Source organism: Lutibacter sp. (genome assembly GCF_021647475.1).
Classification (GTDB): domain Bacteria; phylum Bacteroidota; class Bacteroidia; order Flavobacteriales; family Flavobacteriaceae; genus Lutibacter.
In genome coordinates this window covers 81162-98015 of sequence record NZ_JAKIUR010000001.1, presented here as the reverse complement: position 1 = coordinate 98015, position 16854 = coordinate 81162, and the positions used below count along the sequence as shown (strand labels likewise).

The 16854-nt window shown below is 26.8% G+C and carries 12 protein-coding genes; 8 read left to right on the top strand and 4 right to left on the bottom strand.

Going from position 1 to position 16854, the window contains the following annotated elements:
* Positions 1–323: 323 nt before the first annotated feature.
* From L3J60_RS00480 to L3J60_RS00465, 4 genes are all read right to left on the bottom strand, one after another.
* Positions 324–1076: a hypothetical protein gene (locus tag L3J60_RS00480; protein ID WP_291973277.1), complete on the bottom strand. Its 753-nt coding sequence runs from the start codon at positions 1074–1076 to the stop codon at positions 324–326.
* 141 nt (positions 1077–1217) lie between these two features.
* On the bottom strand, positions 1218–3776 hold the full coding sequence (locus tag L3J60_RS00475; RefSeq protein ID WP_291973275.1) for a TonB-dependent receptor plug domain-containing protein: 2559 nt from the start codon (positions 3774–3776) through the stop codon (positions 1218–1220).
* Positions 3760–4662 (bottom strand): FecR family protein, encoded by a 903-nt coding sequence (locus L3J60_RS00470; protein ID WP_291973273.1) that lies wholly within the window; start codon positions 4660–4662, stop codon positions 3760–3762. Before L3J60_RS00470 ends, L3J60_RS00475 begins: the two co-directional genes overlap by 17 nt.
* A 51-nt stretch (positions 4663–4713) precedes the next feature.
* A complete protein-coding gene (locus L3J60_RS00465; protein ID WP_291973271.1) occupies positions 4714–5229 on the bottom strand; it encodes an RNA polymerase sigma factor in 516 nt (171 codons plus the stop codon).
* 103 nt (positions 5230–5332) lie between these two features.
* Between L3J60_RS00465 and L3J60_RS00460 the strand changes: the two genes are divergently transcribed.
* The 8 genes from L3J60_RS00460 (at position 5333) to L3J60_RS00425 (ending at position 16823) form a co-directional block, all read left to right on the top strand.
* A complete protein-coding gene (locus L3J60_RS00460) occupies positions 5333–6736 on the top strand; it encodes a hypothetical protein (protein WP_291973269.1) in 1404 nt (467 codons plus the stop codon).
* Between the two features lie 500 nt (positions 6737–7236).
* Complete coding sequence (locus L3J60_RS00455) at positions 7237–9525, top strand: response regulator (protein WP_291973267.1); 2289 nt, start codon at positions 7237–7239, stop codon at positions 9523–9525.
* Positions 9522–9890 (top strand): response regulator, encoded by a 369-nt coding sequence (locus L3J60_RS00450; protein WP_291973265.1) that lies wholly within the window; start codon positions 9522–9524, stop codon positions 9888–9890. Before L3J60_RS00455 ends, L3J60_RS00450 begins: the two co-directional genes overlap by 4 nt.
* A 17-nt stretch (positions 9891–9907) precedes the next feature.
* Positions 9908–11008 carry a hypothetical protein gene (locus tag L3J60_RS00445; RefSeq protein ID WP_291973263.1) on the top strand — a complete coding sequence of 367 codons (1101 nt, stop codon included), beginning with the start codon at positions 9908–9910 and terminating at the stop codon, positions 11006–11008.
* A 3-nt stretch (positions 11009–11011) separates the two neighbouring features.
* Entirely contained in the window at positions 11012–12448 is a 1437-nt protein-coding gene (locus L3J60_RS00440) for a glycosyltransferase family 2 protein (RefSeq protein WP_291973261.1), read from the top strand.
* A 14-nt stretch (positions 12449–12462) separates the two neighbouring features.
* Positions 12463–14877 carry a sulfatase-like hydrolase/transferase gene (locus L3J60_RS00435; protein ID WP_291973259.1) on the top strand — a complete coding sequence of 805 codons (2415 nt, stop codon included), beginning with the start codon at positions 12463–12465 and terminating at the stop codon, positions 14875–14877.
* 44 nt (positions 14878–14921) lie between these two features.
* Positions 14922–15476 (top strand): methyltransferase, encoded by a 555-nt coding sequence (locus tag L3J60_RS00430; protein ID WP_291973257.1) that lies wholly within the window; start codon positions 14922–14924, stop codon positions 15474–15476.
* Between the two features lie 60 nt (positions 15477–15536).
* A complete protein-coding gene (locus L3J60_RS00425) occupies positions 15537–16823 on the top strand; it encodes a YaiO family outer membrane beta-barrel protein (RefSeq protein ID WP_291973254.1) in 1287 nt (428 codons plus the stop codon).
* Positions 16824–16854: the final 31 nt, after the last annotated feature.

Sequence of the window (16854 nt, the reverse complement as noted above, 5' to 3'; positions counted from 1 at the left end):
AAGTTATGATTCAGAGTTTTTTTAGCCTAAAAATGTGTCCATTTATGTGTCCATTCTAGTCCTTTTGAGTCCATTTATGTCCACTCGGTTAAAATTAACCTCAATCATGAGGACAATAAAAACGCACGAAAGTCAATAAAATAGGTGTAAACCTAGAAATGAAATAAACTCTGGTGGAGTCACAGTTAAGAGCTACAGGGGTTTGTAGCTCTTTTTTTTACTTAAATTTAAGAGATGTATCCTTTTAAACGTTTAATGGTAATATATATAAAAAGCCTATGAGAAAATCATAGGCTTTAAATTAAATTCAAGATTAATAAATATTAGTCATTTTCAAGGTCAGTGCCTTCTTCAAATAAATTTTTAATTAAGTCAGCTAAATCTGCATTTCCATCAACATTATCAGGTGAAATTTCAATTATACCGTCTGCATTCCCATCAACAGCTAGTGAAAAATCGATTGTTGAAGCAGCTCCAAAAATAGCACTTAAATCAAAATTAATAGTAGTAGTTGTTGTTGTTCCGTTTACAACAATATTTGTGTTTGCAGCTGAAAAGTTAACTTTCATTTCTTCTTCTGCATCTGTCCAAAAAATAAAAGGAATACCATTAATATCTCCTTTAATTTCAATTGATTTCCCAAATATAGTACTATTAGGATTCATGTTTTTATTTAATTCAAACTGAACTTTATTATATATGTTATTAGGTATTTGAACATTTGCAATATCTATAGTGGTATTACCTGAGGCAAGGTCTAATAAAAAGGGACCATCTAATTCTAAATCATGATAAATACTATCATTTGGATTCATGTGCTCTCCTTCGTTTTCATTAACTCCAAATTCAATATTTTTAATATTGATTTTAAGACTAGTAATGTTAAGGTTATTAAATAATCCTTTTGCAGATGAACTATTTTTAGGGGCTGTGTTTGTAATTGTTGCTTTTGCTTTTAAATCTACATTGCCAGCGGATGCAACATTAGTTAGAGTAGAATTATCTTTTGAACAAGAAATAGTAAGTGCTATTAAAAAAATAGCAATAATCATTGGGGTAATTTTTTTTGTTTTCATAATTAAAAATGTCTTTAGAGGTTATATCTATTTACTTAACATCTTTAAGAATAAATACCCTACCTAATAAATTAAATATTTTATAATAAATGAAATCTATATAAATAACTTATTGATTTACAGTAAATTAAATTTAAAAAATTACATGCTAATTCTAAAAGTAAAATTTGGAGTAATTCCAATAGAACTGTTATTTACTTGAGTAATAGTAGCGTTAGAATTTGCTCTATAATAAGTATTAAGTATATTTTTAGTATTAAAAATATTTAGCAAAGAAGCCCCTACAAATCCATTAACTTTATTATTGAATTTAAAAGAATATGTGCTTGAAAAATCGGCTCGAAGATAGTTTTTTAAATTTTTATTATTAGGTAAACTATAATTAATGGAATTTGAAATTCCATTAATTATAACAGGATTAGTTTCTGTTGGAACGGTATATGGTTTTCCTGTTCGCCAATGAACTCCAAATGCAATATTTAATTTTTTATAGGTATAAGTACTACCAAATGAAATATTATGTCTAATATCTAAATTGTTTGGAAATGAATTTGGAGTTAAATTTTTGAAGGTATATTGATTATCATTAAAAGTATAACTTAACCACAAACTACTATTATTTATTTTTTTATTAATTAAAAATTCAATTCCTTTAACATTGTAATTTCCATTTGTTTTCACAAATTGAAATTGATTTTGAAATCCTTGGTTAGATGAAGTAATGCCTGTTGCTTTTTTAATAAAACCTTCCAAATCAATAAACAAATGGTTTGCTTTATAATTAAACCCAAAAGAAGCTTGTTTACTTTTAATTATTGGAACAGTGTTGTTATCAGCTAAAGTCCACCTGCTTTTTGCAACGCCTAAAAAATCTTCCTGTAAATCTACTACCTGAGTAATGTTTTGGCTTTTAAACTCTCCTCCTAGTTTTAAGGATAATTGAGGAGTTAACTTTTGCAAAATTTGAACTCTAGGTTCAGCTAAAAACAACTTAAATTTATTTATATAATTTAAACGTATTCCTCCGTTAATAAAGGTTTTATAGTTATTTGAATGAAATTTTACTTGTGAATATAAAGAGTGGTTTCTAATTACATCTTTAATGGTTCTAATAAATAAAGGTAAATTTACATCATCAGAATTTGTAACTCCTAATTCATAAAAATGGTAACCCGATAAAACCGATAGGTTTTTATTAATTTGATAATTAGTGTTAAGTTTAATACCCGTTTCTAGCACAATGTTATTTTGTAATAATCGCTGGTCAGTTAATAATGAAAAATTGGAAGCTTTATTTGTGTATTTAGTATAATACGCCTGTAAAAAAGTATTAAATTTAGAACTCCACTTGCTTTTTAGTTGAAATCCAAATACCATATTTTCTTGTTCTAGGTTGCTTGTTTTTGAGCTGAAGTTTGTTTCATTAGATAACAATTCTTTATAATCTAAACTATTTTCTATCCTTAAAAAGTTAATTCTAATATGGTGATTTTTATTAAAATTATACAAAAACTTAAAACTATAATCAAAAAAGTTAAAGTTTGAATTTTGGGTTACATTTTCTTCTGAAGAGGTATTTGATGTAATTTTTGAATCTTGAAATGCTTTATTAAAATATTGTGTAAACGTTGGTGTTTTTAGCCAATCTGTAATTGATCGCCTTCCTGAAAATTGAAATCCAATTTTTTTTGAAATAGGAATATAAGCATAAGCATCAGCACTAAGTAGATTAAATCCTGCACCTGCAAAAATAGTTTTATTTACTTTATCTAAAGATTCAATTTTAATGGTACCTGAAACTCCGTCATTATACTGTGCACTTGTTCCGTTTTTAATAACCGTTACGCTTTTAGTTAAATAAGGATTAAAAGTTGAGATTAGTCCAAAAAAATGACCGGAATGGTACATTTTAATTCCATCCCAAAGTAACAAATTCTCATCGGTTGTTCCGCCTCTAATATTTATGTTAGAAACCGTTTCATTAACACTACTAACACCAGGAATAACTTTTATTTTTTGTAAAACATCAGGCTCAATTAAGCCGGGTAAAATTCCTGATTCTGGTAAATTTATATGAAAAGAATTATCGGTTTTTAGGGAAATTCCTGAAGTTAAAAAGTTACTTATTATAATTTCAGGTAGTTGTTGTATTTTTTGAGTTAGCGAAACAGCAAGGCATTTTTTTTGGATTAAAAAATCATTAGCATTTAAAAAAATAGCTGGATAAGAAATATGTCTTATTTCTAATACCGAATTTTCAGCTACATTTTCAATAAAAAAATAACCGTTAACACTTGAAATTACGTGAATATTAGTGTTTAAAATACTAATATGAGCTCCTTCTATTTGTTTTTTAGTATTAACATCTATTAAGTAACCGCAAATAGAGTTTTTTAAAATGGGCTTACTAATTAATATATTTTTATCGTTTAAAATAGTAAAATTTAGCGGAGTATTGTTCTTAAAATATTGAATTACCTTGGTTAAGGTTAAACTTTTATCATAAGATAAAATAGTAATGGTTTTAATATCTTTATCTACATATGAAAATTTAATTTGAAATTGATTTTCAGCATTTTTAAGCAATATAGAAAAAGGCTGTGTTTCTTTTTCTAATAAGTTTTGAGAAAACAATAAATTAGTAACTAGAAAACAACCTAAAAATAATAAAAATAACGATTTGTTAATTTTTATTTTCAATAAAAGAAACCTTATGCTCACCAATAGTTTTAAAAGTTAAATTTAAAGGTACTGTAATTGATTTTAATGCTGTTTTTAAGTTGGTATGTGTAAAATTACCCGTAAATAATGTCTTTGAATATTTATGATTATACACTATTTTTATTTTGTATTGTCGTTGTAATTCTTCAATTACAAAATGATACGGCATACTTTTAAATGAACTAAAATCTTGGATCCAAGAAGGTAATTTATCATTAATTTCAAAAGTTTGTGCGGTATAATTTTTAGCTGTTTTAAATGAAGTTCCTGCTGGAACTTTTACAGTTTTGTTTTTATAGCTAACACTAACCAAACCTCTGTAACACGTAACTTGAAAATAATCGTCTCTTGCAATTACATTAAACTTAGTACCTAAAACGCTTACGGAACCTAATTTAGTATTTACTGTAAATTTTGATCCTTTTTTTACGCTAAAAAAAGCTTCTCCTTTTAATTTTAAATTTCTATGAGTATTCCAATTTTTTTCTTTAAACGTAATTTTAGAATCAGCATTTAAATCAACTTTAGATTCATCTGGTAATTCAAAACTAGTTTTTTCAGCATATTTAGTAGTGTAAACCGTGTTTTTAGAAGAAATAAAATAAAATGAAGTAATAATAATCGCTAGCATTGCTGCTATTTTATAGAAATAATTAAAACGCAGTTTTAAAACCTTTTGTTTTCGTTTATTTTCTTGTATGGTGCTTAATATATTTTCTGCATTAAATTTAGGTGCAATTAAGTTTTCAGAAGTCGTTTTAATTTTTTTATAAGTGATAAACTCTTCCGTGCTTATATTTTTTTTAAGCTCTTCGTCTGTAATTTCATTAGCTAACCATTTGGCTAAAAAGTAGTTTTCTTTCATATTCTTAAATATAACCTATAAACAATTAAAAAAGCATTTACCCTACTTTTTTTAAATTTCATCAATTTCTTTTCTTAAACTTAATAAAGCATTATGAATTCTTTTTTCAACTGCTTTTATAGAAATTCCTAATAATTCCGCAATTTCTCTATATTTTTTCCCATCTATTCTGTGCATTAAAAAAGCAACGCGTTGTGTTTCAGTTAAATTTGAGATAGCTTTTTGTAATTTCACCTCAAATTCTTTTTCTTCCAAAATAAATTCAGGAGACTCATTAGTGTAATCTTTTTTAATGGTATTTTTATAATTAATAATAACGGATGTTTTTGCATATTCATTTAAAAATAAATTAGTTGCAATAGTAAATAAAAATGATTTTGCTTTATTCGGAATTATTTTTGAGCAATTGTTCCAAATTTTAATAAAAGCCTCTTGTACAATATCATCTGCTAAATCCGTATTGCCACATTTATAAAATATATAGTTAAAAAGTAATGTAGATTGCTCTAAAAAAAAAGAAGTAAACTTTTTTTCATTACAGAACTCATTTTTATTTTTTATTGGCATTCATCAATTTTTTTATTATTTTGTAAATATATATTTTTTTAGGGAAAGGTAGGGTAAATGCCTTTAAAACTGTTCCTTTATTGTAACCTAAATACTAACACATATGAAACTGAAAAATTACTTTTTTATTTTAAGCTTAATTTCTGTATTTCTTTTTTCATGTCAAAAAGAAATTACAACTGTTGTGCAACCACAACAAAATGAGATTTTAACACCTAATACCACTGTTGCAACATTAGTTGAAAAAACAGTTACAAAAGATGGCTCAAAAGATAATATTATAGATAATGCTAGTTGTATAAGCGTGCAACTACCTGTAACTGTTATAGTTAACGGATTAGAAATTGTAATATCATCTGAAGCAGATTATGCTGAAATTGAAACTATTTTTGACCAATTTAATTTTGATGTAGATCATTTAGACATTATTTTTCCAATTACTATTATTTTAAGTGATTATACTGAAATTACTATTAATAATATGGATGAACTAGAAAATTACGTAAATCAGTGTGGTGGAGAAAATGAACCAGATGATGATATTGAATGTATTGATTTTGTATATCCAATTACTTTTTCAATTTTTGACTCAGTAAATGAACTTACAGATACTATTTCCGTAGAAAATGATGAACAATTCTATTTATTTTTAGAAGATATGAACGAAAGTGATATTGTTCAAATTAATTTTCCTATTACTATGGTTTTAGCTGATGGAACTGAAAAAACCATTAATAATATGGATGAGTTAGCAACAGCAATTGATAATGCAAAAAATACATGTAACGAAGATGATAATAATGATTATAATGATGATGATTGTGTAAACTGTAGCGTTGAACAAATTACCGAAATGTTGCTTACTTGTAGTTGGATGCCTAGCACTGTAAAAATTAGTGAGCAAGATAATAGCGAACAATACGCAAATTATATTTTTACTTTTAATGAAGATGGCACTGTTGTAGCCAAAAATAACGGAAATGAATTACAAGGAACTTGGATTATAGAGCAAACAGATACTGAAATTTTGGTGAAAATTAATTTTGAAGGATTATCCGATTTTTCTTTCAATTGGAATCTTCACGAATATAATGACAACCTCTCTGAAATAGATTTAACTTTTGAAGACAATGAACTTACTTTAGAAAAAGTTTGTTCAGAAGACAAAACGTTATTAGAAGACACATTAAGCGAAGGAACTTGGGAAATAGCCGATTTTATGAATAAAGGCGTTAGTGAAACTAGTAATTATAATGATTTTGTTTTAGATTTTATGACTGATGGTACCGTTACTGCAACAAAAAATAGCGATGTTGTTAACGGAATCTGGGAAGTTGTATATGATAGTGGTAAATTAAAATTAGAACTAAATTTTAATGAAATTATTCCTTTTAATGAATTTAATGAAGATTGGATTACTGTTGATGTACAAACAGCTAGGGTTGAGGTTAAAAACATTGATAGTGATACAAATGCTGAAAGCAAATTAGTTTTTGAGCGTTTATAAACCCCTCTCTTGATTAAATGAAAGCCGCTTTTAAGTGGCTTTTTTTTTTTTTTAAATAAAAACACATGTGTATATCCGTTTAGTGTCATACTTCATATTTATACGTCGTCATGCTGAACCTACCTGCTGCTGGCAGGTTCAGGGTGACGAACATTTTATGATTAATTACGGATAATCAAAAAACACATCTATATTAATGGTATAAACAAGCTAAAATTTAATTATATTTACAAGTAAATGGTACATGTTTTTGAATAATAGGTAAAATTCGTTAGATAAATTATAAAATTAGTGTATATCCGTTTAGTGTCATACTTCATATTTATACGTCGTCATGCTGAACCTGCCAGCAGCAGGCGGGTTTGTTTCAACATCTCATAGTTTTGACAATCACCGATTTATATTAATGATACCCTGAAACAAGTACAGGGTGACGAACATTTCATGATTAATTACGGACAATCAATAAAATTAAATAATAAAATAGAAAATATTAATAAGTGAAAACCTCAGAATTACTTTTAAACGATGCGAACTTGATTGCAATTTCAGCAGATGAAAAAGGACATATTAAATATGTTTCTGCAGCAGTTGAAAAAATAAGTGGCTACAAAACTGAAAATTTATTAGGTGATTTATGGTGGGAAAACACCTATTGTAATAAAAAAGATGGTTTAGCCTTTAAGCAAAATGTTATTAAAATATTATCTAATAAATCTCCTATAAACGGAAAAGTATATGAACGAAGAATGCTTTGTAAAGATGGAAGTTGTAGGTGGATTGAGTGGAGAGACTCTTTAGGTGCTAATAACAATTTTGTTTCTGTAGGAGTAGATATTTCCGATTGGAAAAAGAAAGAAGAACATAAAATTCAATCAGAAGCAATATTAAAAAATATTCCATCTATTGTTCTAGTAAGCAATAAAAATGGAGAAATAATTTTTGTATCACCTTCTATTGAAAAAATATTAGGATATACAGCAAATGAAGTTTTAGGTAGAAATTGGTGGCAAAAAGTGTTTTTAAGTAAAAACAAAGCTGAAGATGCTAAAGAAGCCATTAATAATTATATTTTTTCAAACAAAGGAAGTTATTTAGATATCTTTAAACAGAAACTTAAAACTAAAGAAGGATTAGATAAGTGGATTGAATGGCAATATTCAAAGGGAGTGAATGATACTTATATTTCAATTGGATCAGATATTACGGATAGAATTTTACAAGATTTTGAACTAAAAAAAGCGAAAGAAGCAGCTGAAGAATCGGTACAAGTTAAAAATGAATTTTTAGCAAATATGAGTCACGAAATTAGAACTCCACTAAATGCAGTTATTGGTTTTACGGATTTATTATTAGAAACAACATTAACAACAGAGCAGCGTCAGCATTTAGAAACCATGCATACATCAGGTGAAATTTTGCTTACGCTTATAAATAATGTACTAGACCTTTCTAAATTAGAATCTAATAAATTTGAAATAGAAAAAACATCATTTAATTTAAAGAGAACTTTAAATGAAGTTGTTAAATTAATGAGAGTAAAAGCCCAAGAAAAAGGAATTTCACTAGATTTAATTATTAATTCAAATACACCCTCTGAAGTAGTTAGTGATTCAAATAGAATTAGTCAAATTTTATTAAATCTTATAGGTAATGCCATAAAGTTTACTGATAAAGGTGGAGTAACCATAACAGTAGTTAAAATAGAAGAAAATGATAAAATAGCGACCATTTCTTTTGAAATAAAAGATACTGGAATTGGAATTGTGTCTAATAAAATTAATTCAGTTTTTGGTGCTTTCACACAAGCCAAAAACGACACTTCAAGAATTTATGGAGGTACAGGATTGGGTCTTACTATTGTAAAAAAATTAATTAACTTACTAAACGGAGAAATTAAAGTAGAAAGTGTGTTTGGAAAAGGAAGTACATTTACAATGGTATTACCTTTAAAAATTGGAGAAAAAAATAGTAGCAAAATTAATGCTGAAAAAAGTAAAGAAGAAGTAAATGATAAAAATTTAGGATATTCCATTTTGTTAGTTGAAGATAATAAAACCAATCAATTACTTGCAAAAACACGTTTACAAAGATGGAATTGCACTGTGGATATTGCCGATAACGGATTTGAAGGCGTAAAAAAAACACAGCAGCAACTGTATGATATTATTATGATGGATATACAAATGCCTGTTATGGATGGTTATGAGGCAACTAAAATTATTAAAAATGATATATCGGAGGAGGTTTCAAAAATTCCAATCATTGCAATGACTGCATTTACCTCTAAAACAGAGATTAAAAGAGCCCTAGAAGCGGGTATGGATGACTATATTTTTAAACCTTTTAAACCCGACGAATTATTTAAAATTCTAAAGAAGTATGGTGATCATCCAAAAATAATTGAACCTACTATGAAAAATGAAGTTAAAAGAAGTTATAAGCATATAAATTTAGAATTTTTAGAGAAGGAAACTCTTAATGAATCTACTGTTCTAGTGCTTTTAATTGAACTATTTTTTAAAGATTTAAAGGCATATATGCAGTTATTAGATGAGAAAGTTAAACTAAAAAAATGGCAAGATTTATATAAAGAAACACATAAAATTAAACCAAGCATTAGTATGTTTGGTATTACAAAATTAGAACCTATAGTATTTTCTTTAGAACAAAAATTTAAAGAAGAAATAGATTTGGAAGATGTAGATTCTTTAGTAAAAAAAGGCAAGAGTATTATAGTGAATGTGAAAAAAGAATTAAAGATTGAACTTAAATCTTTAAGAGAATGAACGAAACAAAAAATATTGTTTTAGCAGAAGATAACACCACATTATCTCAATTATTAAAATTTAGACTTCAAAAAGAAGGATATACTGCTTTTATAGCTCAAGATGGAAAACAAGCTATTGAACTTATTGAAAAACATAATCCAAATTTAATTCTAACAGATATTATGATGCCATTTATTAGTGGTTTAGAAGTGATAAGCCACGTAAAAAATAAATTAAAGTTAGAAACTCCAATTATTGTTTTTTCTGCGGCTGGGCAAGAAGAAATGGTGTTAAAAGCCTTTAATTTGGGGGCAACTGATTTTATGGCAAAACCTTTTAGTCCCAATGAATTAATAATTAGAATTAAAAGAATATTAATCTAATCCCAAACCGTTTTAACTTGGAAACTTTTAAAATTCTTCAAAATTATTTTCAGCAATTGCCAATTGAATTACAATTGGTTTGGATTTTGAGTTCTTTTTTAGCTTGCATTGTAATCACCTTATCGATTTATTTAAAGTTTTTAAGAAATTTATTAAGAAAAAAAGAAGTATTAAAAATTAAATTACAACATAAGTACGAAGGGCTCTTATTATCTTATTTGTTTGAAGAATCAAATGATAATGAATTAAGTGAACATCAAAATGAGTTTATTAAAATCATTCAAAGTAAAATAAACGATGATTTTAAACGAAAAATCATAGTAGAAACTTTATTAAAATTGAAAAACGAAGTTTCAGGAGAAATTGAAAGGGCTATTCAAAATTTATATTTAAAATCTAATTTAAAAGAATATGCATATCAGCAAATAAAAAGTAAAAAACGGTACATAGTAGCTAATGGAATTAAAGAGCTTGCACAATTTAAAGTTAAAGAAGCCTATCCTGAGGTAAAAAAATTACTAAAACATCCTAAAAAAGAAGTTCGTAAAGAAGTGGAGTTATATTTAGTTAGCCTATTTCATTTTGAAGGTCTCGAATTTTTAAATAATTTAAAAGTTAACTTATCCGAATGGGATCAAATTGAGTTGTTGGAAGAATTAAAACATTTCGAGAATCAAGAAATTCCAGATATTACTCCTTGGCTAAAATCTAAAAATGAAACTGTGGTGTTGTTTTCATTAAAATTAGCTAAAATTTATAATAAGTATGAAATCGTTGATACTCTGATACAATTATTAAATCACACAAATCAAAAAATAAGATTACAAGTTATTGATGTTATAACGCATTTACAAGTTTTAGATGCTAAAGAAATTTTGAAAAATAGTTTCAAAGTGAGAAGTTTAGAAGAACAAATTGCAACTTTAAAAATGTTTGAAAATATTTACGAACCTAATGACGAGGATTTTATTATTGAAAATAGTACCAATAACAATTTTGAGATTCAATATTCCGCATTAAAAATGCTGAAAAACATTAGTGAGAAGTCTTTTAATAATTTATTAAAAAAGAATAACAATTTTGACAATAACATTTTAAAATTTATTCAAAATAATTAATGTATGAATACAATTACCTTAAATGCTATAATTCAAGTAATACATTACTTGTTTTTTACCTATGCTTTTTTGGCTATTTCTTCCTATATTATTTTGTCTATAATTTCAGCTTTTGAAACCATTGATTATTTTAAAAAAAATAATTTTGTTGATTACACAAAAATACTTTCTTCAAATATTGCACCTTCCATTTCAATTATTGCACCAGCATATAATGAAAGATTAAATATTGTTGAAAATGTTCGATCATTATTGTCAAATCATTATGCAAATTATGATGTTATTATAGTAAATGATGGAAGTAAGGATAACAGCTTAGAATTATTAATAAAAGCTTATGATTTAGTAAAAGTAAAGTACTTGATAAATCCACAATTGAAAACGAAACCATTACGTAAAGGAGTTTTTAAATCTACAAATCCTGCTTTTGAAAAGTTGATAGTCATAGACAAAGAAAATGGAGGAAAAGCAGATGCTTTAAATATGGGTTTGAATATTAGTAACAGTAAATATGTAGCTTGTATTGATGTAGATTGTTTATTGTTAGAAGACGCTTTACAAAAAATGGTAAAACCCTTTTTAGAAGTTACCAATAAAAAAGTAGTAGCAACAGGTGGCGTTATTAGAATAGTAAATAACAGTATTATTAAAGATGGTAAATTAATGGAAGTAAATTTGCCAAATAAACTTATAGAAAAAGCCCAAATACTTGAATATTTACGATCTTTTTTATTAGGGAGAATGGCTTGGAGTAGATTAAATGGTTTGTTAGTTATCTCAGGTGCCTTTGGGATGTTTCATAAAAAAATTGCAATTCAAATTGGGGGATATGATACTTCTACGGTTGGAGAAGATATGGAAATTATTGTGCGAATGCGGAGACAATTAGAGGAACAAAATATGAATTATAAAGTAGCTTATATTCCAGATCCTTTATGTTGGACGGAAGCTCCAGATAATTACAAAACATTTATTTCTCAACGTAATAGATGGACTCGTGGAACTATTGAAGTTTTAAGAAAACATCGAAAGATAGCTTTTAACTCAAATTATAGAAATTTAGGGTTGCTAAGTTATCCTTATTGGTTAATTTTTGAGAGATTTGCTCCAGTTATAGAGGTTATAGGTATTATTTATTTTGGAATTTTAATAATATTAAGGGAAGTGAAATGGGATTATGCTTTAGCATTTTTTATTTTAGCTTACATGTTTACTGTTTTATTATCATTAGGGGCAATTTATTCTGAAGAATTAACGTATCATCAATACAAAAAAAAAGGATCAGGATTTAAATTAGTACTCATCAGTTTAATTGAGCCGTTTGTGCTGCATCCATTTATTTTATACGCAGCTGTTAAAGGAAACTTAGATTATTTTTTTAATAAAAAGAAAAGATGGGGAGAAATGACAAGAAAAGGGATGGGAAATATTACTAAATAAAGGATTAAATTAATATGAAAACGCTTAATTCAAAATTATTATATAGCTATGCATATATTTTATTTACAGCACTAATATTAGTATGGTCGGGCAGCTTTTTAGAATGGACTTTAACGGAGTATAATACACAATTTTCTGTTTTTGTAATCTTAATGTATAAATTAATAAATGATTTTTGGGCAATTGTTATTCTTGGAATTGTCCTTTTTCCGTTGTTATGGATGTGTAGTGTAATTTTTAAAAAACGTGTAATTATAATATTTCAAGTGCTATTTTTAATTATTTTATTTATACAAGCAGCTTTAGTAAAATATAGCTTAACCACTCATGTTAATTTAGGAGCAGATTTATTAGGGTATTCGTATGATGATATTTATGCAACCGTAACCACATCAATATCTTTATCATTTATTACCATATTGCCATTATTAATATTAATTGGTTTTTTTTATGGGGTTTATTTTTTACTTAAAAAACGAGTATTACCATCTCAAATTTTGATTATTACAATTTTAATGGTTTTGTTATTTGGTAGCTTAAAATTAGCATTACCAAATGCTTCTAATGAGCAGTTTCAAAATAAAATACAATATCTAACTACTGATATAATTAATTTTCAAGCTGAAAAACACAGAACCAACGCAAACTTATATAGTAGAAATGATTACCCTTTATTAGAACCTTCTTCAAAAATAAAAGATGTTTTAAAACCATTTTTTAATATTACAGAAACTAAACCAAACATAGTAATTATAATAGTTGAAGGATTGGGAGGTGAGTTTATCGGCACTCATAAGTATGCAGGGTTTACCCCATATTTAGATTCCTTAATACCAAAATCGTTGTATTGGGAAAATTTTTTAAGTAATGCGGGTAGAAGTTTTGGGTCGTTACCATCTATAACAGCCTCTTTGCCTTTCGGTGATAAAGGTTTCTTAGAAATACAAAATACGCCATCTCATATATCCTTAATAAGTGTATTAAAAGCTAATGGCTATACAACATCTTATTTTTCTGGTGGTTCTTCTAAATTTGATAGAAAAATTAATTTTTTAGAATACAATCAAATTGATAATGAAATTGATGAAAGCAAGTACGGTTCAGCATATAAAATAACCAAAGCTAATGATGGTGGATTCTCTTGGGGTTATCCAGATGAAGAAATATTTAAAAAAATGTTAGTATCTATACAACATAAAAAATCACCTCGATTAGATATTGTTATGACTCTTAGTAATCATGAGCCTTTTACTTTTCCTAATAAAGAAACTTATTTAAAAAAAGTAGATAGTATTTTAAATTCCAGAAAAGTTTTAAAAATAAGTAAAGAAAAAGTAATAGAATACAAAGATATTTTTGCTAGTTTATTATATACAGACACTTCTATAAAAAACTTTATGGAAGCATACTCCAAAAGACCAGATTACAAAAACACCATTTTTATTATTACAGGAGATCATCGATTAATTCCAATTCCACAAAAAGATAAATTATGCCGTTTTCATGTACCATTGTATATTACAAGTCCTTTATTAAAAAAAACAGAAACGTTTAAATCAGTTTCTTCACATTGGGATATTACGCCAAGTTTACTTTCTTTTTTGATAAATAATTACAAAATGAATCCGTTAAAAGAAGTAGCATGGATTAGTTCAGGGCTAGACACTGCAAAAAAATTTAGAAACATCCATCAAATTGCATTTATGCGATATAAAGGAAAAATTGATGATTATATGTTAAAAGATTATTTTTATTCAGCAGGTAATTTGTATAAAATAAATGCTGACTTTGGAATTTACAAAGTAAAAGAAGACCTGTTACAAGAGGAAATAAAGGACTCGCTAGATAAATTTAAAAATTTGAATGCCTACTTAACTAAACGAAATAAAATTTATCCAGACTCATTAAATATTTATGGAAAATTAAACTTTAAATTTTCTAAAACAGAATTAACCACCATTAAAAAGTTAACTAAAGGATTAGATTTTAATCAGATTTTTAATCTAGCTAGAGAAAATGCATTTAATAAAAAGTATAAAACGGCGATATTATTATGTAATTATATCTTAAATGAATTTCCTAACCAAAATGATGCTAGAACTTTAAAAGGAAGAGTATATGCTTGGAATAAAAATTATAAAAAAGCAGAATCAACGTTATTAAATGTAACAAAAAGAAATCCATATTATTCTGATAGTTATTCGGCTTTATTAGATTTGTATTGGTGGTCTGACCAAGATGAAAAAGCTTTTGGAATTTATAAAAAAGCATTACAAAATAAATTAACTAATTCGGATATTGGGTTTAAAATGGCAAAGGCATACAATCGATTAAAAAATACTAATAAATCAAAAATAATTATGGATAGTTTGTTGCTTAAATATCCAGATAATAAAGATTATAAAACGTTTAAAAAATCTTTAAATTAATAGATGAGTTTAACGTTAAAACCCACTCATTATAAAATAATAGAATGATTACGAAATTAAAAACATCCTTAGCGTTTACAAAAAACCTATTTGTTACAGGAGCAATTTATGAAACCAGTAAAAAGGCAGAGATTGAAATTTGTAAATATATTCCAAAAGGAGACCACAAAATTATTATTGAATTTGGTATGGGCTACGGTAATATAACAAGGGAAATATTAAAAAATATAGCACCAACTTCAAAGGTGTATGCATTTGAAGTGAAAAAAAGTTTTTGCGAACATGTTCGCAAAAACATTAATGATGACAGACTTATAATAGTAAATGATGGGGCAGAAAACATTAAAAATCATGTAAAGGAAAACGTTGATGGAGTTATTGGGTCAATACCTTTTTCCTTTTTCTCGAAAGAAAAGGGAAATAAAATAATTCAAGACGCTTATGATAAGTTGGTCAACAATGCTTATTATAGTCAAGTTTTATACACAAAGTTTAATTTCAAAAAATTTCAAAAAATATTTATTAATCATTGTACTATCAAAGCAATAAAAAATATACCAACAGAATATATTTATCACTGTAGGAAAGTTCAAGAATAACTTTTTTGTTTAATTGATAAGTAGTGTTTTTTTACGAATGACAAACTATAAAAATAATCCATGAAATATAATGAGCAACCTATAAAGTTAAAATTAGTTGTTAAATTCACTATCGCTTTAATCTTTTTGTCTGTTTTTCATGTTTTTTCTCAGCAAAAAAAGTTTACTGGAAACCCAGATACTGCATTTAAAGTAGCTCGCGAATTAGCGTTTAATAAACACAGAAAACAAGCACAAGATACGCTGTTATTGATTTTAACCAAATATCCAAATTATAATGATATTAGAGCTTTTTTGGCTAGTACTTATTCCTGGGATGGAAATTATAATAAAGCTAGAAAAGAGTTTATGAATGTGCTTAATAAAGATCCAAAACGAAAAACAACTTGGATAGCAGCTATAAATAACGAGTTATGGAGTGAATCACCTTTTAAAGCTTTGGAATTAACAACATCAGCTCTAAAACACTTTCCAAATAATGAAGAGATTTTGTTGCTAAAAGCAAAAGCACAACAAAACGGTAAAAACCCTGAAGATGCTTTAGAAACAGTTCAGGAAGTGTTACTAAATAGCCCAAAAAACAGCAAAGCAATTGAATATAAAAAAGGTCTTATAGACGCATTAAGTTATAATACTATTGGATTAAAATCATCTGTTGATTTGTATTCAGATGTTTTTGATCCTATGCAATTGCATACTTTAAAATATAGTCGTCAAACTAAATATGGAAGCATTATTGTAAAAATGAACTTTAATAGAAGATTTCAAGAAAATGGAGTGCAGTTTGAGGTAGATTTATATCCAAGAATTGCTAATGGATTGTATGCTTATGTTAATTTAGGTTTTGCTAATACTTTTTTGTTTCCAGATGTTAGGTACGGAGCGGAATTATATAAATCGTTACCAAAAAGTTTTGAAATTTCTGCAGGATTTAGAGCCTTAAAATATAGCTCAACTACTACTATTTACACGGGCTCTATTGCTTGGTATACAGGAAATAGTTATTGGGCGTTTAGAACTTATATTACTCCAAATAATAGTGGTAGTAGTAAATCTGGAATCTTAAATTACCGCAAATATAGAAACGACGCTAATAATTATTTTAGCGTTTCAGTTGGTATGGGTTATTCGCCGGAAATTGATCGGTTTAATTTTAATGGGAATGAAAATGCCATTGTTAAATTAAATTCTCAAAAATTTGGTGGAGGGTATTATTTCTCATCAAAAAATAATAAAAATTTATGGGGTTCCACTCTTGGTATTACACATCAAGAAATTAGTTTTGATCCTGGAAATTATTTTTGGATTTATTCTTTATCAATATCGTGGGAAGTAAAATTCAGATAATAAAATTGATTGTCCGTAATTAATCATAAAA